This window comes from Limnohabitans sp. (genome assembly GCF_040401135.1).
GTDB lineage: Bacteria > Pseudomonadota > Gammaproteobacteria > Burkholderiales > Burkholderiaceae_C > Limnohabitans.
Map to the genome: position 1 here is coordinate 1 of NZ_JBBAOV010000014.1, position 20,803 is coordinate 20,803.

The 20,803-nt window shown below is 56.6% G+C and carries 20 protein-coding genes and 1 tRNA gene; 6 read left to right on the forward strand and 15 right to left on the reverse strand.

Annotated elements, in window-relative coordinates:
* The 4 genes from ligA to ABWP81_RS05625 all read right to left on the reverse strand — a co-directional run.
* Positions 1 to 1,247: NAD-dependent DNA ligase LigA (gene ligA / locus ABWP81_RS05610; RefSeq protein WP_353140172.1), on the reverse strand; the 1,247-nt coding region annotated here is incomplete at its 3' end.
* A 17-nt stretch (positions 1,248 to 1,264) separates the two neighbouring features.
* Positions 1,265 to 2,557, reverse strand: a complete 1,293-nt coding sequence (locus ABWP81_RS05615; RefSeq protein WP_353135424.1) for a cell division protein ZipA C-terminal FtsZ-binding domain-containing protein — start codon at positions 2,555 to 2,557, stop codon at positions 1,265 to 1,267.
* 15 nt (positions 2,558 to 2,572) lie between these two features.
* Entirely contained in the window at positions 2,573 to 6,109 is a 3,537-nt protein-coding gene (gene smc, locus ABWP81_RS05620) for a chromosome segregation protein SMC (RefSeq protein ID WP_353140174.1), read from the reverse strand.
* A 28-nt stretch (positions 6,110 to 6,137) separates the two neighbouring features.
* The gene (locus ABWP81_RS05625) at positions 6,138 to 6,485 is read right to left on the reverse strand and encodes a hypothetical protein (RefSeq protein ID WP_353135429.1); all 348 of its coding nucleotides are present in this window, start codon (positions 6,483 to 6,485) and stop codon (positions 6,138 to 6,140) included.
* Between the two features lie 40 nt (positions 6,486 to 6,525).
* Here ABWP81_RS05625 and dapC point away from each other — a divergent pair, with 40 nt between their 5' ends.
* The 5 genes from dapC to ABWP81_RS05650 are packed head-to-tail and all read left to right on the forward strand — an operon-like array spanning position 6,526 to position 12,667.
* Positions 6,526 to 7,737 (forward strand): succinyldiaminopimelate transaminase, encoded by a 1,212-nt coding sequence (gene dapC / locus ABWP81_RS05630; protein WP_353140176.1) that lies wholly within the window; start codon positions 6,526 to 6,528, stop codon positions 7,735 to 7,737.
* 36 nt (positions 7,738 to 7,773) lie between these two features.
* Positions 7,774 to 8,610 (forward strand): 2,3,4,5-tetrahydropyridine-2,6-dicarboxylate N-succinyltransferase, encoded by an 837-nt coding sequence (gene dapD / locus ABWP81_RS05635; protein ID WP_353135435.1) that lies wholly within the window; start codon positions 7,774 to 7,776, stop codon positions 8,608 to 8,610.
* Positions 8,611 to 9,789 carry a succinyl-diaminopimelate desuccinylase gene (dapE, locus tag ABWP81_RS05640; protein ID WP_353140178.1) on the forward strand — a complete coding sequence of 393 codons (1,179 nt, stop codon included), beginning with the start codon at positions 8,611 to 8,613 and terminating at the stop codon, positions 9,787 to 9,789. It abuts the gene before it with no gap.
* Positions 9,786 to 10,694, forward strand: coding sequence for a 50S ribosomal protein L3 N(5)-glutamine methyltransferase (prmB, locus tag ABWP81_RS05645; protein WP_353140180.1), 909 nt, complete (start codon positions 9,786 to 9,788; stop codon positions 10,692 to 10,694). The genes dapE and prmB overlap by 4 nt, the downstream gene beginning before the upstream one ends.
* Positions 10,691 to 12,667 (forward strand): ABC-F family ATP-binding cassette domain-containing protein, encoded by a 1,977-nt coding sequence (locus tag ABWP81_RS05650; protein ID WP_353140182.1) that lies wholly within the window; start codon positions 10,691 to 10,693, stop codon positions 12,665 to 12,667. The genes prmB and ABWP81_RS05650 overlap by 4 nt, the downstream gene beginning before the upstream one ends.
* A gap of 14 nt (positions 12,668 to 12,681) precedes the next feature.
* Here the strand turns inward: ABWP81_RS05650 and ABWP81_RS05655 are convergent, their stop codons facing one another.
* The 5 genes from ABWP81_RS05655 to ABWP81_RS05675 all read right to left on the reverse strand — a co-directional run bounded on the left by ABWP81_RS05655 (position 12,682) and on the right by ABWP81_RS05675 (position 15,639).
* Positions 12,682 to 13,827, reverse strand: a complete 1,146-nt coding sequence (locus ABWP81_RS05655; RefSeq protein ID WP_353140184.1) for a ShlB/FhaC/HecB family hemolysin secretion/activation protein — start codon at positions 13,825 to 13,827, stop codon at positions 12,682 to 12,684.
* A gap of 213 nt (positions 13,828 to 14,040) precedes the next feature.
* On the reverse strand, positions 14,041 to 14,484 hold the full coding sequence (locus ABWP81_RS05660; protein WP_353140186.1) for a POTRA domain-containing protein: 444 nt from the start codon (positions 14,482 to 14,484) through the stop codon (positions 14,041 to 14,043).
* Between the two features lie 16 nt (positions 14,485 to 14,500).
* Positions 14,501 to 14,881, reverse strand: coding sequence for a type II toxin-antitoxin system VapC family toxin (locus tag ABWP81_RS05665; RefSeq protein ID WP_353140188.1), 381 nt, complete (start codon positions 14,879 to 14,881; stop codon positions 14,501 to 14,503).
* The gene (locus tag ABWP81_RS05670; RefSeq protein ID WP_353133648.1) at positions 14,878 to 15,081 is read right to left on the reverse strand and encodes a type II toxin-antitoxin system VapB family antitoxin; all 204 of its coding nucleotides are present in this window, start codon (positions 15,079 to 15,081) and stop codon (positions 14,878 to 14,880) included. The genes ABWP81_RS05665 and ABWP81_RS05670 overlap by 4 nt, the downstream gene beginning before the upstream one ends.
* 78 nt (positions 15,082 to 15,159) lie before the next feature.
* A complete protein-coding gene (locus ABWP81_RS05675) occupies positions 15,160 to 15,639 on the reverse strand; it encodes a hypothetical protein (protein ID WP_353140190.1) in 480 nt (159 codons plus the stop codon).
* An 82-nt stretch (positions 15,640 to 15,721) separates the two neighbouring features.
* On the opposite strand from ABWP81_RS05675, the gene ABWP81_RS05680 reads away from it, so the two are divergent.
* Positions 15,722 to 16,003 carry a tetratricopeptide repeat protein gene (locus tag ABWP81_RS05680; RefSeq protein ID WP_353140192.1) on the forward strand — a complete coding sequence of 94 codons (282 nt, stop codon included), beginning with the start codon at positions 15,722 to 15,724 and terminating at the stop codon, positions 16,001 to 16,003.
* A 190-nt stretch (positions 16,004 to 16,193) separates the two neighbouring features.
* Here the strand turns inward: ABWP81_RS05680 and ABWP81_RS05685 are convergent.
* From ABWP81_RS05685 to tolB, 6 genes are all read right to left on the reverse strand, one after another.
* Positions 16,194 to 16,269, reverse strand: a tRNA-Lys gene (locus ABWP81_RS05685).
* A 62-nt stretch (positions 16,270 to 16,331) separates the two neighbouring features.
* Positions 16,332 to 17,150 carry a tRNA threonylcarbamoyladenosine dehydratase gene (locus tag ABWP81_RS05690; protein ID WP_353140194.1) on the reverse strand — a complete coding sequence of 273 codons (819 nt, stop codon included), beginning with the start codon at positions 17,148 to 17,150 and terminating at the stop codon, positions 16,332 to 16,334.
* A complete protein-coding gene (locus tag ABWP81_RS05695; RefSeq protein WP_353140196.1) occupies positions 17,128 to 18,210 on the reverse strand; it encodes a YeeE/YedE family protein in 1,083 nt (360 codons plus the stop codon). The genes ABWP81_RS05690 and ABWP81_RS05695 overlap by 23 nt, the downstream gene beginning before the upstream one ends.
* The gene (gene ybgF, locus ABWP81_RS05700) at positions 18,207 to 18,950 is read right to left on the reverse strand and encodes a tol-pal system protein YbgF (protein WP_353140198.1); all 744 of its coding nucleotides are present in this window, start codon (positions 18,948 to 18,950) and stop codon (positions 18,207 to 18,209) included. Before ybgF ends, ABWP81_RS05695 begins: the two co-directional genes overlap by 4 nt.
* The gene (pal, locus tag ABWP81_RS05705; protein ID WP_353140200.1) at positions 18,947 to 19,468 is read right to left on the reverse strand and encodes a peptidoglycan-associated lipoprotein Pal; all 522 of its coding nucleotides are present in this window, start codon (positions 19,466 to 19,468) and stop codon (positions 18,947 to 18,949) included. The genes ybgF and pal overlap by 4 nt, the downstream gene beginning before the upstream one ends.
* A 26-nt stretch (positions 19,469 to 19,494) precedes the next feature.
* Positions 19,495 to 20,778 (reverse strand): Tol-Pal system beta propeller repeat protein TolB, encoded by a 1,284-nt coding sequence (tolB, locus tag ABWP81_RS05710; RefSeq protein WP_353140202.1) that lies wholly within the window; start codon positions 20,776 to 20,778, stop codon positions 19,495 to 19,497.
* Between the last annotated feature and the right edge of the window lie 25 nt (positions 20,779 to 20,803).

The following is a 20,803-nucleotide window of genomic DNA, read 5'->3' on the forward strand; positions in this document are numbered from 1 at the left end:
GACACCACTTCTGGAATCACATCACCTGCGCGGCGCACCACCACGGTGTCGCCCACACGCACGTCTTTGCGGCGGGCTTCGTCTTCGTTGTGCAGCGTGGCGTTGGTCACGGTCACACCGCCCACAAACACGGGCGCAAGTTTGGCCACGGGTGTCAGTTTGCCCGTGCGGCCTACTTGCACTTCAATGGCTTGCACGGTGGTGAGTTGTTCTTGCGCTGGGTATTTGTGTGCCACGGCCCAGCGGGGTTCGCGGGTCACGAAGCCCAACTGACGCTGCGCGGTCAAACTGTTGACTTTGTAGACGACCCCATCAATGTCAAAAGGTAGCGCATCACGCGCTTGACCCATGCGTTGGTGAAAGTCCACCAAGCCCATAGAGCCTTGCACACAAGCTGTTTGCTCGGCCACAGGGAAGCCCCATTTTTTAAGCGCCATCAACAACTCGAAGTGCATGTTGAAAACGGGGCCACCGTCTTCTGCAGGCGTGATATCGCCCAAACCATAAGCAAAGAAGCTCAAAGGACGTTGGGCAGCAATCGTGGGGTCCAGCTGACGCACGGCACCCGCTGCGGCGTTGCGCGGGTTCACAAAGGTTTTCTCGCCCTTCTCGCCTGCAGCTATGCGGGCGCGTTGGCGCTCGTTCAAGGCTTCAAAGTCGCCACGGGCCATGTAGACCTCGCCGCGCACTTCCAGCACCTTGGGTGCGTCGCTTGGCAAGCGCAAAGGAATTTGACCAATGGTGCGGATGTTTTGTGTCACCTCTTCACCCATTTCGCCGTCACCGCGTGTCGCGGCTTGCACCAACACGCCGTTCTCGTAGCGCAAGCTCATGGCCAGGCCGTCAAACTTCAGTTCGGCCACGTAGTCCATCAGCGGGTCGGCTTCGGTCAGGCCCCGCTCTTTGCGGATGCGCGTGTCAAAGGCTTCAGCGCCGCTGGCTTCGGTATCTGTCTCGGTACGGATGCTGAGCATGGGCACCACGTGTTTGACGCTGGTAAAGCTATCGAGCGGCTTACCGCCCACGCGCTGCGTGGGTGAATCGGGCGAGATGAGATCGGGGTGCGCAGCTTCGATCGCTTGCAGCTCTTTGAACAAGCGGTCGTATTCGGCGTCAGGAATGGTGGGCGCATCCAGCACGTAGTACTGGTGGCCATGGTGATGTAGCTGTTTGTGCAATTCGGCTACGCGTGTGACCACAGCTTTATGGGCAGTGGCATCGCTGCCAAATAAGTCAGCGGTACTCATGCAGCGTGACCTTGAAATTAGCTAAACAAGCGACGCGCTTGCGGCGACCCAGCCGCCAAGTCGCGGGCATCGAGTGTGTCGTACAAGGCTAGCAAGTCGCGGGCAATCCCCCCAATGGCGGCCTCAGACAAAGGCTGACCGTTGTCATCGGAAATGGCGCCGTCCATGACACGCGCCAGTTCGTAGGCGGTTTGAATCATGCGGGCGTAAGGCTCTTCTTTGCGGTCCACCTGTGGCACATCAAGTGACAAGGCAAGTTCGTAAATGGCCGATTGCGTGGGGTCTTCGGACATCGCAGCCTGTGAGTCAAAGGTCAAAAGCAAGATGGGCGGCAAACCATGCACGGGCGCTGGCACCACCATGCGGCCTGGCAAAACACCCGCGATGAAGCCCAAACGTGAAGCGTTTTGTTGCACGTAGCCAGGGCTCCAAGCAGCCTTGATAGCTTTGAGGGTGAAGCTCAGTTGTGCGTCGTGGGCACTGGCAAAGCTGTCAAGCTCGCGAGCGCGGGCCACTTCTTCAAGCATGTCTGGAAACTCGGGCGCGCCGTTGATGGCGTCTGCAAAATGCTGTGTTTTGGTAACAAACTCAGAGAACTCAATTTCGTTCAATGGCCCCATGCGGTTGGCCAACTGCACGCCCGATTGAAATGCGCTGTAACGCAAACCTTGGCGGGGTTGCTCCCACAGGCCGGTGTCTGCGTTGAGGCCTTCTACGCTGAACAGCTTACTGCCGACACGACGTGTGGCGGGCAACCCTGAAATAGCAGCGTCACCAGAAATAGGCGCATCAATCTCAACCGCAGCAATCACGTCAATCAACGCGTCTAGGGCGGGACGTTTTTCAGGTTGCGGCAGGTCAACCCCCACCGTGCCCATAACTTTGGCTGCCGCGGGCGACATGGCGGGCGAATTGATGTCATGGGCAGCGTGATGCGCAGAACGCTCGGCGGCGACTTTGGCGGCAGCGGCTTTGGTCTCAGCAATGCGTGCCAATTCAGCTTCATCAGGCACGCGTTGGGCGTGTGCTGTGGCTTCTTCCATCATGCTACGTGCAATGTCAGTGACAGGATCTAGGCTGCCAGACACTACAAACCCATGTTGTACTTCTGAGGTAGGCGCTGTATCAAACGACGGCTCTTGAGGCTGGTCGTGATTAGGCAAAAAAGACGCAGGTGCAGACAGCGTTTCTTGTGGCTGGGGCTCGGCCTGGCGCGGTTTGTTTTTGCGTGATGTCCAAGCGCTGTGCGCGACAACGGCTGCAAGGACAACGCCACCTGCAATTGCTAAACCGATTTGAAGAGTGCTCATGTTTTTATTTTGCTATCAAACGGTATCTGCCATGGTCACTGCGGACTCCATGTCCACTGCAACGATGCGGGAAACACCTTGTTCTTGCATCGTCACACCAATGAGTTGCTCGGCCATTTCCATGGCAATCTTGTTGTGCGAGATGAAAAGGAATTGTGTTTCTTTGGACATGCTCGACACCAGCTTGGCATAACGCTCGGTGTTGGCATCATCCAGGGGCGCGTCCACCTCATCCAGCAAACAAAAGGGCGCTGGGTTGAGTTGGAAAATCGCAAACACCAAGGCAATCGCAGTCAGCGCTTTTTCGCCGCCAGACAGCAAATGGATGGTCTGGTTTTTCTTGCCAGGCGGCTGGGCCAGCACTTGCACGCCAGCATCCAGAATTTCGTCACCGGTCATTACCAGACGGGCATTACCGCCACCGAACAGCTCGGGGAACATGCGGCCAAAGTGTTCGTTGACGACCTTGAAGGTGCCCCCCAACAACTCGCGCGTTTCGCCGTCAATCTTGCGAATGGCGTCTTCCAGCGTGTTCATTGCATCGGTCAAGTCTTTGGTTTGCGCGTCTAAGAAGTGCTTGCGTTCGCTGGCACTGGTCAGCTCTTCCAAAGCAGCCAAATTGACGGCTCCCAAGGCGGTAATCTCGCGGTGCAAGCGGTCAATCTCGCCTTGCAAACCACCCAAGCGCACGTTGTTGGCAAGGACAGAGGCTGACACGGCTTCCAAGTCGGCTTGGGCATCCGTGAGCATTTGTGTGTATTGCTCCAAACCCAGTCGAGCGGCTTGCTCTTTAAGTTGGAAGTCGGTGATGCGTTGACGCAAAGGCTCAAGCTCACGCTCGAGCTTCAAGCGGCGTTCGTCGCTGGCACGTAGTTTGGTGGTGAGGTCGTCGTACTCGCTGCGCTTGGCACCCAAGGCGGCTTCGCGCTCCATCTTGACGTTCAAGGCGCTTTGCAAGCCGGCTTGCGCGGCAGCATCGGTCAAACGTGTGAGGTCTTCTTGCACACGTTGTTCTTCGGTGGCGACTGAGGCAGCTTGTTGCGTAGCGGTGTCGATGATGCGTTTGAGCTCGGCTTCACGGGTGGCCAAGCTGCGTTGGGCAAACTGCGCCTCTTGGGCTTGGCGCTCCAAGCTGCGCTGTTGCTCGCGGCTGTCGTTCAAACGGCGCTGGGAATTGATGACAGCATCGTCCAACTGGGCGTGGCGCTCTTGGCTGTCGGCCAGTTGCATGTCCAGCTCTTCAAAACGGGCTTCTGCAGTGGCGCGGCGCTCTTGCAAGTCAGCCAATTGGGCTTCGACCTCAGACAAATCACCGCTGATTTGCTCGCTGCGAGCGCGGGTTTGCTCTGCCAATTGGCTTAGGCGCAAGGTCTCCACTTGCAACACATGGGCTGAAGCTTGGGCTGCAGTGGCTTCAGCGCGGATGCTGACCAAGCGCTGAGAAGATTCGCTGTAGGCAGCCTCGGCGCGGATCAAGGTGTTACGGGCTTCATCCGCGATGAAGATTTGCGCTTTGCTGCTTTTGTCGAGGTTTTCAATCTCTTGGGCACGGGCCAACAAGCCCGACTGCGCGTTGTCTTGTGCATAAAAGCTCACGCTGTGTGCGCTGATGGCGTGGCCACTTGGCACATAAATCACTTGACTGGGTTGCAAGCTGCTGCGATTGGCCATGGCCTCATCGAGATTGGGCGCAGTCAAGCAGCCATGCAGCCAGTCGGTCAACAGCGCTTTTTGACCGGCATCATTGATACGCAAAAGGTCTGAAAGCCTTGGCAATGGAATTTGCGAGTCATTGGAGGCAACTTGTGGCGCGGGAGCTGCAGCGCTGGGTGGCGTATAAAACGCTAGCTTGGCAGGCGGCGCGTCCGTTTGGAAAGCACGCACGATGTCCAAACGAGACACTTCGAGCGAAGCCATGCGCTCGCGCAATGCGGCTTCAAGTGCGTTTTCCCAGCCTGCTTCGATATGAATACGGCTCCACAAAGCTTGCAGACCATCCAAGCCGTGCTTGACCAACCAAGGCTTGAGCTTGTCGTCGGTTTGCACTTTTTCTTGCAGGGCTTTGAGAGCTTCCAAACGGGCCGACAAATCGGCCTGCTTGGTTTGTTCGGCATTCACCGCTTGCTGTGCGGTGCGGCGTGCATCTTCCAGCACGGGCACTTGGGCTTGAAGCTCTTCAAGCTGAGCCGCTGTCACTTCCGCTTGGGCTTGCGCTTCTTGGAGCTGCTCATTGAGCTTGTTTAGTCGCAGCTCATCAGGTGCGGCCAAGGCATTTTTGTCGGCGCTTAGGCGCTCTTGGCGGGCGTTGAGGTTGCGGCTTTGCTCTTCGATGTTGCGCTGGTCAGCGGCCAAGACCTGAATTTGCTGCTGCACTTGCACCACGCTGCCACGTTGTTCGTTACTGCGCTGTTGGGCGACGCGCAGGACTTCTTCCAACTCGGGCAGCTGCATGGCTTGCTCTTCCACTTGCGCGGCGAGCATGATGGTTTTTTCTTCGCCGTCCATGGCCATGGAGGCCAAGTTTTCAATCTCTTGCTGCGCTTGCTCGCTCTGAGTGGCCCAATGCTCGGTTTGTTCTTTGATTTGCAACAGACGGGCTTCAGCGCGTTGGCGTCCTTCCACCACAAAACGGATTTCGGCTTCTAAGCGGCCCACTTCGGCACTGGCTTCGTACAAAGCGCCTTGCGCTTGGTTAACCTGGTCGCCCGCCGCATAGTGGGCTTGGCGAACAGTCTCAAGGTCAGCTTCGATGTGACGCAGGTCGGCAATCCGTGACTCAAGGTCGTTCACCGCTTTGTCTGCTTGGGTTTTGATGCCCACTTGGTCGGCTTCAGCCTCTGCGCGTCGCAAGAACCAAAGCTGTTGCTGCTTCAAGGTCACATCGGCATTGAGCGCGTGGTAGTGCTGGGCCACAACAGCCTGCTTCTCCAACTTTTCCAGGTTGGCGTTCAACTCACGCAAGATATCTTCTACGCGGGTGAGGTTTTCGCGGGTGTCGCTCAGGCGGTTTTCGGTTTCGCGGCGGCGCTCTTTATATTTGGAAACACCCGCCGCTTCTTCGAGGAACAAACGCAGCTCTTCGGGCTTGGATTCAATGATGCGGCTGATCGTGCCTTGGCCAATGATGGCGTAGGCACGTGGGCCAAGGCCTGTTCCCAAGAACACGTCTTGCACGTCTCGGCGACGTACAGGTTGGTTGTTGATGTAATAGCTAGAGCCGCCATCACGCGTCAACACACGCTTGACCGCGATCTCTGGAAACTGGCTCCACTGGCCACCCGCACGGTGGTCAGCATTGTCAAACACCAGCTCCACACTGGCTCGGCTGGCCGCTTTACGGGTGTTGGTGCCATTGAAAATGACGTCTTGCATGGACTCGCCACGCAGCTCGGACGCTTTACTTTCGCCCAACACCCAACGTACGGCATCCATGATGTTGGATTTGCCGCAACCATTGGGCCCCACCACGCCAACCAATTGGCCAGGAAGCAGGAAATTGGTGGGCTCCGCAAAGGACTTGAAACCCGATAACTTGATTGAATTCAGACGCACTGAAAAGCCTCTCTAGACACAGCTTGAATCATAAAGCGCTGAGGCTCTCGCGAACTTCGACCAACAAGCCCGACAAACTAGGTACTAATGAAGTAAAGATAGGACCCGTGACTTGCAGCGGCTTGTCGCGGCTGGTTTGGTAAAGATCGGTCATAGCTTGGGCCAAAGACTCATGAGCAAACAAAGGCATGAAGCCTTTCAGGGCATGCAGCGAATGCTCCACTTTCAAAGCATCACCAGTGGCCAAACCCGCTTGGATGATGGCCATTTCTTGGGTCAAGCTTTGTTCAAAGGTCACCATCAACTCATTGAGTTGGTCGGCTTCGAAAGCAAATTGTTTGGCACGGGTCAGGTCAAGCAGGGGATTAGTGGGCATTGCGATCAGTTCTCAAGTTAGCGCAGGGATAATATCAGCCATGAACCCCCTTCTTTCGAATTTACAGCCCTATCCTTTCGAGAGGCTGAAGCATCTTTTCTCTACCGTCACCCCCAACGCCGCATATGCGCCCATCAGCCTCGGTATTGGTGAGCCGCGCCATGCGACGCCGCAGTTGGTGCTGGATGCTTTAGCCAATGCCACGGCGCAGTTGTCTGCCTACCCAGCCACAGCCGGGTTGCCTGCGTTGCGCGATTCTTGCGTGAATTGGGTGCAACGCCGTTATGGCTTGAAGCTAGACGCTGCCACACAAGTGCTGCCTGTCAACGGCTCACGCGAAGCTTTGTTTGCCTTTGCCCAAACAGTGATTGACCCCAGTCGTGAAGCCGTGGTGGTGTGCCCCAATCCGTTCTATCAAATCTACGAGGGCGCCGCGTTGTTGGCCGGTGCCAAGCCCTATTACGCCGCTAGCGATCCAGCGTTGAACTTCAACGTCAATTGGGGCATCGTGCCGGCCGATGTGTGGGCCAAAACCCAGCTGCTGTTTGTCTGCTCGCCCGGCAACCCAACAGGCGCCGTGATGCCCTTGAGCGATTGGGAAAAGTTGTTTGCCTTGAGCGACAAATACGGCTTCGTCATTGCAAGCGACGAGTGCTACAGCGAAATCTATTTTCGAGAAGAAGCGCCTTTGGGAGGGCTTGAAGCCGCAGCCAAGTTGGGCCGTAGCGATTTTAAAAACTTGGTCGCTTTCACCAGCTTGTCCAAACGCAGCAATGTGCCGGGCATGCGCAGTGGTTTTGTGGCCGGTGACGCCCACATCCTCAAGCAGTTCTTGCTCTACCGCACCTACCACGGCTCCGCCATGAGCGGCATGGTGCAAGCGGCCAGCATTGCGGCTTGGGACGACGAAGCGCATGTGGTGGCCAACCGTGAGCAGTACCGAAAAAAGTTTGCCGCTGTGACCCCACTGCTCGAAGCCGTGATGGATGTGCGCTTGCCTGACGCTGGTTTTTACCTGTGGGCTGCAGTTCCCGGTGGGGATGACGTGGCCTTTGCCCGAGACTTGCTGGCTCAATACAATGTCACGGTGTTGCCAGGTAGCTATTTGGCCCGAGAGGGTCACGGCATTGGCGATACCAAAGGCTTTAACCCTGGCGCTGGTCGAATTCGCATGGCCTTGGTGGCCGAAACCGCCGAGTGCTTAGAAGCCGCGCAACGCATCATGGCGTTCATCAAAAACAGCCCCGTCTAAATTTATTTCATTCATTTCAACGCAGAGAAGACAACCATGACTCAACATCAACTCCAGCACGTGATCGACAACGCTTGGGACAACCGCGCCAACATCAACGGTGCGAACGCCACACACGACGTGCGTGAAGCGGTTGACCACGTCATTGCTGAATTGAACGCAGGCCGCTTGCGCGTGGCCACCCGTGATGGCGTGGGTCAATGGACCACGCACCAATGGCTGAAAAAAGCCGTGTTATTGAGTTTTCGTTTGAACGACAACGAAATCATGAAAGCGGGCGACTTGGGTTTTTACGACAAAGTCAAAACAAAATTTGCACACCTGAGTGAAGAAGAAATGAAAGCCGCTGGCGTGCGCGTAGTGCCACCTGCCGTGGCGCGTCGTGGCAGCTTCATCGCATCGGGCGCGATCTTGATGCCTTCTTATGTGAACATCGGCGCGTATGTGGACAGCGGCACCATGGTCGACACTTGGGCCACTGTGGGTTCATGCGCACAAATCGGCAAGAACGTTCACTTGTCAGGCGGCGTGGGCATTGGCGGTGTGTTGGAGCCCTTGCAAGCCAACCCCACCATCATTGAAGACAACTGCTTCATAGGCGCTCGCTCTGAGGTGGTGGAAGGCGTCATCATCGAAGAAAACTCTGTGCTTGGCATGGGTGTGTTCATCGGCCAATCGACCCCCATCTTTGACCGCGCCACAGGCGAAATCAGCTACGGTCGCGTGGCCTCTGGCTCTGTGGTCGTGAGCGGCAACATTCCTAAAGTGGCTGCCAACGGCGCGCCGTTCAGCATGTATGCGGCCATCGTGGTCAAGCGCGTGGATGCACAAACCCGCTCTAAAACCAGCATCAACGACTTGTTACGCGATTAAATGTCTCGCACCCTCCAGCTCACCGAGCAGCTTTTATCGCGCCCTTCGGTCACCCCCGATGACGCGGGCTGTTTGGACATCATCACCGCTCGGCTCACGCCCATCGGTTTTGAGTGCGAGCGCATCGACAGCGGCCCTGACGCCTTCCGCGTGAGCAACCTGTGGGCTGTTCTGCGCAGCTCACGCGCCCATGCCAAAACTTTGGTGTTTGCAGGCCATACCGATGTGGTGCCCACTGGCCCTATTGACAAGTGGACCAGTGACCCCTTCACCCCCACTCACCGCGACGGCAAGCTGTTTGGCCGTGGTTCCAGCGACATGAAAGCGTCGTTGGCAGCGATGGTGGTGGCGTGTGAAGAGTTTGCTGCCGCCTGCAAAGATCCAGCCATCAACATCGCCTTCTTGCTCACCAGCGACGAAGAAGGCCCGGCGTTAGACGGCACCGTCAAAGTGTGTCAAGCCCTCACCGCACGTGGCGAAAAAATCGACTGGTGCATTGTGGGTGAGCCCACCTCGGTAGAGCGCACCGGCGACATGATCAAAAACGGCCGTCGCGGCACCATGAGCGGCAAGCTCGTTGTCAAAGGCGTGCAAGGGCACATCGCCTACCCGCAACTCGCCAAAAACCCCATCCATTTGCTCAGCCCTGCATTGGCCGAGTTGGTGGCAATTGAATGGGACAAAGGCAACGATTTCTTCCAACCCACCAGCTGGCAAGTGAGCAACATTCATTCGGGCACGGGTGTGAGCAACGTCATTCCAGGCGAATGCGTGGTGGACTTTAATTTCCGTTTCTGTACCGAATCCACGCCCGAGCAATTGCAACAACGCCTGACCGCTGTGCTGCAAAAACACAGCTTCGACTTTGACCTCAAATGGACCATTGGCGGCCTGCCCTTTCTGACCACCCCTGGTGATTTGGTCGATGCCGTTCAAGTCGCTATTCACGACGAAACTGGCATTGACACCGTGCTGTCCACCACCGGTGGCACTAGCGACGGGCGCTTTATTGCGCAAATTTGCACACAAGTCATCGAGCTTGGCCCACCCAACGCCACCATCCACAAAATTAACGAGTGTGTGGCCGTGGCTGATTTAGACCCTTTGAAAAACATTTATCGCCGTGTGCTGGAAAAGCTACACGGCTTGGCCTCACAGGCCAACTCGTCCGCACAATGAACCCTTCTTTGAATCTCAGCACGCTCATTGCGCAGAGCGCGCAGCAGCTTGACGCTGCGCATACCGCAGGCAGCCTTAGCTTTGGCCAAGGCACCACCAATGCCGCCGACGAAGCTGCATGGTTGGTGCTGTGGGCATTGGGTTTGCCACTCGACACCGATGTGTCAGATGACGCATTCAATGTCGAACTCACGTCAGAGCAAGTGGCCGAAGCGCAAGCGCTCATCGCCCAGCGCATCAGCAGCCGCAAGCCCGCGGCTTACCTCACGCAAGAGGCGTGGTTGCAAGGGGTGTCGTTCTTCATCGACGAACGTGCCATCGTGCCGCGCTCGCTCATTGCAGAGGTTTTGGCCGAAGGCAATATTGACCCTTGGCTAGACCCCAACACCACCCGCGTGCTCGACCTGTGCACAGGTAACGGCAGCCTGGGCATCTTGGCGGCACTTGCCTTCCCCGACATCACGGTGCAGGGTTTGGACTTGTCCACAGACGCCTTGGCAGTGGCCCATATCAACATCGAACGTCACGGCCTTGAAGCCCGCATGACGCTCACCGAATCGGATGGCTTGGCCAAGGCCGACGGTGTGTTTGACCTCATCTTGTGCAACCCACCCTATGTGAACGCACAAAGCATGTACGAACTTCCCGCCGAATTCAAAGCCGAGCCTGCGCTCGCTTTGGCGGGTGGTGACGACGGCATGCATTTCATTCGCCAAATGCTGCGCGACGCCCCAGCACACATGAGCGAAAACGCGGTTTTGGTGCTTGAGATTGGCCATGAACGCGACTATTTTGAAACAGCCTTTCCTAACTTAGATGTCGTGTGGCTATCGACCAGTGCTGGTGACGACCAGGTCTTACTCCTTACTCGCCAAGCTATCGCTGAAAGCGCTTTTACAAAATGATCACGATTAAAAATGTCACCTTGCGCCGCAGCGCCAAAGTCTTGCTCGAAGGGGCAACGGTCACGCTCAACCCCACGGAAAAAGTAGGCCTTGTCGGTCGCAACGGCGCGGGTAAATCGTCGCTGTTCGCCCTGCTCAACGGCAACTTGCATGAGGACTCGGGCGAGTTCTACATCCCTTCGCAATGGCGCATGGGCCAGGTTTCTCAGGACATGCCAGAGACCGACCAAAGCGCAACCGAGTTTGTGATTGAGGGTGACACCATCCTCTTTGACGCACGCGCCGAAGTCAAAGCCGCAGAAACCACGGAAGATGGCGAACGCTTGGGCAACGCCTACATGGCGCTGTACGACGCGGGTGAGCACGATGCGCAGTCACGCGCACAGGCGCTCATCTTGGGCCTTGGCTTTAAAACGACCGAGCTCGACAACCCCGTGAACAGCTTCTCGGGCGGTTGGCGCATGCGCTTGCAATTGGCACGCGCTTTGATGTGCCCGTCAGATTTGCTGCTGCTGGACGAACCCACCAACCACTTGGACTTGGACGCCTTGGTCTGGCTCGAAGCCTGGCTCAAGCGCTACGAAGGCACGATGGTTGTGATCAGCCATGACCGTGAGTTCTTGGATGCGGTGACCAACGTCACCCTGCACATCGACGCCGGCAAACTGATGCGCTACGGCGGCAACTACAGCAAGTTTGAAGACATGCGTGCCGAGCAAATGGAGCTCCAACAAAACGCTTTCTCCAAACAGCAAGACAAGATTGAACACTTGCAAAAGTTCATTGCCCGCTTCAAGGCCAAGGCCAGCAAAGCCAAGCAAGCGCAGAGTCGCGTCAAAGCACTCGACCGCATGGAAAAGATCGCGCCCCTGTTGGCCGAAGCCGACTTCAGCTTCGAGTTCAAAGAACCCGCCAACTTGCCCAACCCCATGCTCTCAATGCAGGGCGTGAGCTTTGGCTACCCTCCCCCAGCCGACGCACCCGCGGGCACACCGCCCACGGTGATCGTGAAAAATGTCAGCCGCTCTGTGTTGGCCGGTCAACGCATTGGCATCTTGGGAGCCAACGGCCAAGGTAAATCGACCGTGGTGAAAACCATTGCCCGTGACCTAGGCGCCTTGGGCGGTGAAGTGACAGAAGGCAAGGGCCTCAACATTGGCTACTTTGCGCAACAAGAACTCGACGTGTTACGCCCAGCCGACAACCCGTTGGAGCACATGATCGCCTTGGCGCGAAAACTCACAGCCGATGGCAAGCTCGCTGGCCAAGCCACACGCGAACAAGATTTGCGCAGCTTTTTGGGCCAATTCAACTTTGGTGGCGACATGGTCAAGCAAGCCGTGGGCAGCATGAGCGGTGGCGAAAAGGCCCGTCTAGTGTTGTGCATGCTGGTGTGGCAGCGCCCCAACCTCTTGCTGATGGACGAGCCAACCAACCACTTGGATCTCGCCACCCGCGAAGCACTGAGCATGGCGCTCAACGAGTTTGAAGGCACCGTGATGCTGGTCAGCCATGACCGCGCCTTGTTGCGCGCCGTGTGTGACGAGTTCTGGATGGTCTCTCGCGGCGGCATCGAGCCGTTTGATGGTGACTTGGACGACTACCAACGCTACCTGCTCGACGAAGGTAAGCGATTGCGTGCCGAAGCCGTGGCAGAGGCCAATGCAGCTGTTCTGAAACCAGTGGTTGTTGCGCCGGTCGTGCTGGCCAAAGACAACAGCCAGCAGCGCAAAGACATCAACGAGAAAAAACGCCCGTTGAAAAAAGAGATGGATGGTGTGGAAAAAACCATGGCCACCCTAGAGTCTGAAAAAACCGCATTGCATGACAAACTCGCCAAGCCCTTGCCCCCTGCCGACATTGCTGAAACCGGCAAACGCCTCAAAGCGGTGGAAGACGAACTGGCTTCGTTAGAGCTGCGGTGGCTGGAACTGACTGAGGCGATGGACTCTATAGAAAGCGCCACTGCCTAAATCTAGGTTTGTCGCTAGTCATAGAAGATGGAAAGGTTTGGGCTCGGGTCACGATAAAAGCCCGCCACTTGCGCAGACATAACTTGAGCTTTGTAGTCGGACATCACCAGGTCTTGAGCCGAGGTGTTTTGAAACTGTTTGGAGTCCGCCGCCAGGGTGACGGTGGCGCTGCGGTCATCCGCACGCACCAGTGGGTAGATCCATTCCATGCCCTTGGTCAGTGCGCGGCCCACGGCGCCCACCATGCCCTGTTCGCCCACCACCACTTCGTAGCTCATGGCTGAAGCGTTCAGGCCCATGCGCCAGCCGTCGGTGCCCACGGGCAGGCTGTAGGCCAAGCGGGCGTAGTCGCTGCCACGGGTGTGCACGGCCACCACGTTCAGCATGTCGGCCAAGTCGTTGGGGTTAAACCATGTCAGGCTGGCCATGACGCGCATAAAGCCCGTGGCGCGGGAGCCCGCGTTGTCCACGGTCAGCTCGGCTTGGCGAGTGCGGCCTTGGTACAACTTAAGCAATAGTTCGGTCTCGCCCGCCTCGCGGCCTTGGCGCAGTGAGCCTTGCACGCTCAGGCCTGGCAAGTCGTTGGCCAAGGCCAAGGCGCGGTCAAGCGATTGGGTGTTCAAAGGCGTGCCAGTTTTTTGCTGGGCCTCAATGATGGCCTCCACGTGGGCTTGGGTGTTGGGCAGGTCTTCCAGTTCTTTCTCGATCTCGACTTTGGAGAACACCGACTCGATCACATCGACTGTCAAAACCCCGTCTGTCAGGTCTTGCGGCGGCAAAATGGCGCGGGCAAGGTAGTTGTTTTTGCGGTAGTACTGCTCCACCACCATGCCGATTTCAAGCATTTGCTCGTAGGTCATGGGGGTGTTGAGGAAGGGCTCGACGATGCCTCTAAGCTCCATGTCGCCCAAGATGGTGACGCCTGTGAACTTGATGTTTTTGAGGGTCATGAGCGCTTTGGCGGCTTCTTCGACCTCTTGCTGCTCGACCATTTTGTCCATGGCGGCGTCGACCATGGTTTTGGGTTCGGCCTTGCGCGGCGCGGGTTTAGCGATGGTTTTGGCGATGGTTTTGCCAGTGATGGCCTCAGCCCAACGGGTGACGGGCAGATCGGTAGTGTCCTCAATCGCGCGCAGCACAGTGCCTGCGGTTTTTGGCATCACAGGGTCGTAGGTATCCCACGACCAGGCCAAAAGGCACAGGAAGGCAATTGCGGCAATGATTCGCGATCGGCTTAACTTCACAAAATGAGCATTAAAACAACCATAAGGGCTGTATCAGTGCAAGATTTGTGCCTTGCCGCTTTATTGACGGTTTTTCTGGGGGATTTGGGGGGCTAGCGTTTGGCTTTGCTGGCCTCGTTACTGGACTGGTTACTGGCCGGGTTTGCTAGGTGGAATACTTTCAATCACTTGCAGGGTCAGCTCCACGCCCGTGAGGGTTTGACGCGGAATGTAGGCCTGCACCAGCCAGCCAGCTTGGCGATAGGCTTCAGACACGGCATGCGTCAGTTGCTGCAAATCCTGCTGTTTCAACGGCCGATTGGCAAAAGGCAGGGCCACCGCTTGCAGCTGACCGGTGGTCAACAGCTGATTGCCGTTGAATTTAAAGCGCTGCGCGGTGACCACGGTGGTGTCGTTCACCGCCATCTCGGGCGGCAACGAAGCCCGCTGCGGCTGAATGCGCTGCTGCTGGCTTTGCTTGAACATTTGCTCGCTTTGACGCATCAAAGCACCCGCATCAGGCATGGTTTGCGCCCAAAGATTGGCGCCCAAAAGCAAGGCCAAGGCGGCTAAGGTGAGTGGGGTTGGACGCATAAATATTCCTTTTAAATCAATGAGTTATGGGTTGATGCATCACACCAAAACGTTCAGCCAGTGTGCAAAGCCGCTTGTCCATTGACCATAACGCAACCCCCTGCGTCAGCAAGGTGGAGGCCAACAGCTGAAGGTCAAACAAGCCACAACCCAAGCCAAACAGGCGCTCACGCTCGATAAAGTCGATCACTTCACGAACGCTGGCTTGTTGCACCTGCTGCAAGCTACCCAAGTCGCCCAATGTCTGGAGCCGATTGGGGGGCGTACCACATGCTAGTTCCCCCAAAATGAGTGGGTGCACCATCACCAAGTCAAGGTCTAAAAGGTTTGCCAACACATCGTTGCGTTGCCGAAAGTGGGCAACCCAGACCGATGTATCAACGAGAACACCCTTCATGCCTGCGCATCGCCTCGTTGACGCGTGACTTCTGGCATATCCGGCATGGCACCACCCAAAGCGGCCAGCCGCTTGGCGGCTTGAACGCGCACAAAGGTTTTGATGGCTTCGCGAAACAGGTCGGCCTTGTCCATCATGGGCTCAGCCACCTCAATCGCCCGCTCGTAGAGGGCGTCATCGATCGTTACAGTTGTTCGCATAGAACCTCGCATCACTAAAATTGAATCGATTCTGCATCAAATATGATGCAGACGCAAGAAGTGCGTTTCAACTGAGGCTTATTCAGCCAACGCCTTCTTCTTAAACACTTCAGGCAAGTTGCATTCAGCCAGTTCAGCTTCTAGTTGGGCGTCACCCACAATAAACTCGCCGCGCTTGGCATAGTTGTCTTTCAGGCGCTTGCTGTAGACCTCGGACACGTTGGCCACGTTGCGCTGCACGGTTTTCATGGTGTCTTTGCTTTTGAGGCCGCGTTTTTTGTCGATCTCGCGTTCATTGGCTTCAGACAACACCATGAAGTGCTGGGCCAGGTTTTCAAAGTCTTTTGCGCCTTGGTTTTGTCCTTTGCGCTGTAAAAGCGCCGACACATTAAGCTGCAGTGCGGCGCAGCGGTTGTAAAGGTAGGACAGCCGCGTTGGGTCGCGGTAGTTTTTGTACTGGGTGCGAACCTCGTCAAACGTGGACAGCTTAGCCGCCTGAGCTTGAGCCTGCGGCGCAAATGCCATGAATGCCACAACAAGCAAGATTGAACTTTTCATTTTTGAAAGTACCACTGTCAATATTATGTTGGCACAGATTATGCATTCCACTTAACTAAATTTTTGAATTTAGGAGTACGACATGACAAACCAACACCTATCAGGCGCCAAGCTCACCAGCTTCACCCTGGGCGAACTCACGCAAGCAGCAGAAATGTTGCAAGCCGCGGGTCAGCACCAAGAAGCGATTGAGTTGTACCGTCAGTGGCTTAAGCATGGCAAAGACGAACTCAAACACGTGGCCTGGTTCAACTACGGCTGGCTGCTGCAAAAGCAAAACAAGTTTGACGAAGCCGCCAGCGCCTATGACGAGCTGACTAATAACTATGCCAGTTATTTGTCCGGCAACAACGCAATGGCTTAACCGCCTAGTACCCAAACAAGATTCAATTGTCAGGACCTAGTGAAAGCTAGGCCCTGCTTTTTTGCGTCTATTTTTTGTTGATTTTTATATTTACATAAGATTAATCGTATTTTTGTTAAAAATGACAAATCGAAAGTAAATGGGCAAATAAAAAAGGACTTAGATTTCTCTAAGTCCTTTTTAAGATTTTTGGTGGGACCAGCGGGGGTCGAACCCACGACAAACGGATTAAAAGTCCGCTGCTCTACCAACTGAGCTATGGTCCCATCACGCAGCGTATTTAACGATTGTTACGTACCCTGCGAAGCCTAAAAGTATAGCGTATTTTTTACAGCTTTGGCAATGGACTTGAAGAAATTTGGTCAATCACCCAGCCTGCTGCGCACTGCCCAAACGTGGCCGTGACACTGACCACCGAGCCATAGCCACTGCAGTTCAACGAGCCATCGCCTTGCTCATTGTTTGTCATGTCGCAACTTGCATCTGGAGGTGCCACAGCCTCGCGGCTGAACACACAGGCGACCCCTATTATTTTGCCCTCACGGGCTGCGCCGTGTTCGCGGCGCAGGTTGTAGCGCAACTTGGCCAAGAGGGGGTCGTGGCTGGTGTGGCACAGGTCGTCAACGTCCACTTTGTGCGCTTGTCGCTTGCCACCGGCTGCGCCCACGGAGATAAAAACCACGCGCTGCTGAATGGCCCACGCAGCCATGGCAGTTTTGGCTTTGATTTGGTCGCACGCATCAATCACGGCATCCACATCAGCGCCGTTCAAGATTCTGGGCCAGTTGTTGGGTTCGACAAAGTCTTCGATGCAGGTCACCACGCAGTCAGGGTTGATGTGGGCAATGCGCTGGCGCATGGCTTCAACTTTGGCCATACCTAAGGTGTTGTCCAGCGCATGGATTTGTCGGTTGATGTTGGACTCGGACACGTGGTCAAGGTCGATCAATGTCAGGCGCCCCACCCCGCTGCGCGCCAAGGCCTCAACCGTCCACGAACCTACGCCACCCACGCCCACTACCACCACATGGGAAGCGCGTATGCGGGCAGCGCCGCTAACGCCGTACAACCGCTCTAGGCCGCCAAAACGTCGCTGGGTTAACGAGGGGGCTTGGAAGCCAGCTTCAAGCACAAGAGGTGCGCTCATGGCGTGCGGCCTGCAGGCGCAGAGCCACCACCGCGCCCAGCACGATGGCGGCCAAGGCCACGCACGCGTTAAGGCTCAGGGTAGAAATGCCGCTCAGGCCTTGGCCAAAGGTGCAACCCATGGCGGTTACGCCGCCCACACCCATGAGCACGCTGCCCAGCAGGTGTTGACCTAAGTCGCGGGGGTCGGCAAAGCCTTCCCAACGAAAGCTTTTGCTTAGCAAGGCCGAGGCGGCAGAGCCCACCAAGACGCCGGCCACAGCCGCAATGCCGACGCTCAGCACTTTGGACGCGTCGCTGTAAAACATCAACCAGTCCAGGGTGTAGGCCACGGGGGCGACAAAGTTGAGGGCTTCCATGCGGCCTGAGTTGGTGGCCAGGTAAACCGCATCTAAAGTTTCGGGGTGTTCGGGCACAAAGCCCAAATGACCGCTGACCCACCACATGGCCACCACCAAGGCGCCCACGCCTAGGCCAGCCAACAGGTTGTCGAAGGTCCAAAAGTCTTTGTGGCGCAGTACAAACACCAGCAGCAGCGCACCCAAGATATAGCCCAAGTGTGGAACACCCAAGGCATTGAGGTTGGCCCCCAAGGGCATGTCGACAAACACGGTATCCACTGTGCTGACACGTAATACAGCGGTGATGCCTTTGAGCGTGGCAAAGGCGCTGACGCCCATGACCACCATGACCACCAACGATTTGAGGTTGCCGCCACCGATGCGCACCAAGGTTTTGTTGCCGCAGCCCGAAGCGATGACCATACCGTAGCCAAACATCGCACCGCCCACCAGGGTGGACAGCCACATCAGCCGGGTGCTGGCGTACAAGGTTTTGCTTGGGTCAATGAGACCAAAGTCAGACAAAGCGCTAAAGCCCAACATGGCAACGCCGATGGCGCAGACCCACTGACGGGCGCGGGTCCAATCGCCCATGTGCACCACATCCGAGATGGCGCCCATGGTGCAAAAGTGAGTGCGCTGGCTGATCGCCCCCAACAGCAAGCCGCCTAAAAAAAAGGCCACCAGGACCTCTTGGGTAAGCGTGGCTAACTCTGTCATTTAAGTTTGGCCAAGCGTTCAGAAGCAGCCACAGCGGCCTCAGTTTGTGGATAAGTTTTGGACACATCGGCCAAGGTTTTGCGGGCGGCCTTGTTATCTTTTAGTTCCAATTGACAGTTAGCCACCGACAGCATGGACTCGGGCGCACGCAGATGTTGCGGAGCTTTGGCCAATAAAGCGTTGAAGTGGCCAATGGCGTTGGCATAGGCGCGGTTGGCATATTGGGCGTTGCCTAGCCAGAACAGCGAGGGCACCACATACCCACTGCTGGGATGACGCTTGATGAAATCAGTGAAAGAGTTGGCAGCCGCCACAAACTCGCCTTTGCGAAAGGCGGAAAGCGCCTCTTCGTAGGCTTTGGTTTCTGTGGGGTCAGCCATAAACTCCACCCCGTCCACTTTGACGGCGGTGGGTTCAAACTTTTTCAAGCGGTCATCCACGCCTTGGGACTGTTCTTTGGCGCGGCGCAACTCTTTGCTTAACTCTTGGCTAAGCTCTTCTTTTTCACCACGTAAGCGGGCTGTTTCAGCACGCAAGGCTTCAAGCTGGTTTTGCTGCTCAAGCAAGTTGCGTTGGAAGTTTTGAATTTCTTCGCCTTGACGTTCCATGCGTTGGCGCAAATCCAAAATTGCTCGACGTGCGTCGGTGTCTTCAAACAAGGCTGCATTGGCACTCGCGCTTAACAACACACTTGCGGCCAAGGCCACAGCGCGGAGGGAAAAAGAAGACTGACGTGTCATTGGTAGTTCAGCGCCGCACGACGGTTTTGTGTGTAGGCCGACTCATCAGAACCTTGGGCCACGGGCTTTTCTTTGCCAAAGCTCACCGCTTCCATTTGACTTTCTGGAACACCCAAAGCGGTCAAAGCGCGACGCACTGCGTCTGAGCGCTTTTGACCCAGCGCCAAGTTGTATTCGCTGCCACCGCGCTCGTCGGTGTGACCTTCTAGGTTGACACGGCGGTTGCGGTCGGCACGCAGGTAGCGGGCGTGTGCGTCCAACACGGGTTGGTATTCAGACTTGACGCTGTAGCTGTCGAGCTCAAAGTAAATGATGTGATCAACGCCCACAGGGCCTACCTTGATGCCTTGCATGGCGCCGAGGTTGCGAGAGTTCAGGCCAGCCACGGCGCTTTGACCACTGGCGTTGGCGTTGTTGCTGCCTGAGCGGTCTTCGACCTGCACATCATCCAGCTTGACGCCAGAGGCGCAGCCAGAGAGCACGGCCGCAATGGAAAGGAGTAAAAGAAGTTTTTTCATAAGTACGCTTTAAAAAAGAGAAGAAATTAAGGTTGCGCTTTGATGAACGGGCCCCAATGGGGTTCACGCAAATCACCGTTTTGACCGGACAAACGGGCTTTGATGCGGCCGTCTAAGGTGGTGGTCATCAACGCTTCGCGGCCATCTTGTTGTGTCGCGTAAACAATCAGACGGCTGTTGGGGGCAAAGCTGGGGCGCTCGTCGCGGCTTGAGTCGGTGATGGCGGCCACGTTGCCGCTGGCAATGTCCATCACATGCAGCTTGAATGCGCCACCGATGCGAGAAATGTAGGCAAGCCAACGGCCGTCTGGGCTGAGAGCGGGCGAAATGTTGTAATTGCCGTTGAAGGTCACGCGGTTGGCGGGGCCGCCCATGGCGGGCATGCGGTAAATCTGAGGTGCACCGCCGCGGTCGCTGACAAAGTAAATGGCGGTGCCGTCGGAGGAGAACACGGGCTCTGTGTCAATGCCCGAGGACTGGGTTAAACGACGAGGTTCACCGCCGCTAGGGTCGATCACAAACAGCTGGGACCCGCCATCGCGACTAAGCGTTACCGCTAGGCTGCGGCCATCGGGCGACCAGCTGGGGGCGCTGTTGGAGCCACGAAAGTTGGCCACCACTCGGCGCTTGCCGGTGGACACGTCGTGCACGTACACCACAGGCTTTCGCGATTCAAATGACACGTAGGCCAACTGACCGCCAGAAGGTGACCAGCTGGGTGAAATGATGGGCTCAGGGCTGGCTAAAGCAGACTGTGAGTTTTCGCCGTCAGAGTCAGCCACCCAAAGGTTGAAGCGGGCACCGGCCTTGGTGACGTAGGCAATGCGGGTGGAGAAGACCCCCTTTTCACCCGTGAGTTTTTCGTACACAAAGTCAGAAATACGGTGTGAGGCCAGGCGCAAATCGCCGGTGACCACGGTGTAGCTCATGGCACCTAGGTCTTGACCACGCACCACGTCCCACAAGCGCACACGCACATCAAAGCGGCCATCAGCCATGCGGCTGATGCTGCCCGTCAACAGGGCATCTGCGCCCTTTTGACGCATGACGCTGATGTCGGGGCGCTGGGTCTCGTCCAACACCACACCAGCGCTGACGCCACGGAACTGGCCGCTGCGCTCGAGGTCGGCCTGCACGATGGTGGAGATTTTTTGGGGCGAGGCCTCTTCACCTCGCAAGGGGGAAAAGGCAATGGGCACTTGGGTGAGGCCCACACCCGACACTTCTACACGGAACTGCGCCCAAGTGGGCAAGGCCAACAAACCGGCGATCAATAACCCAAGTGGGAAGCGCAAAAGGTGATGTGTCATACAGAGAGGGGTAGCCAAATATTGT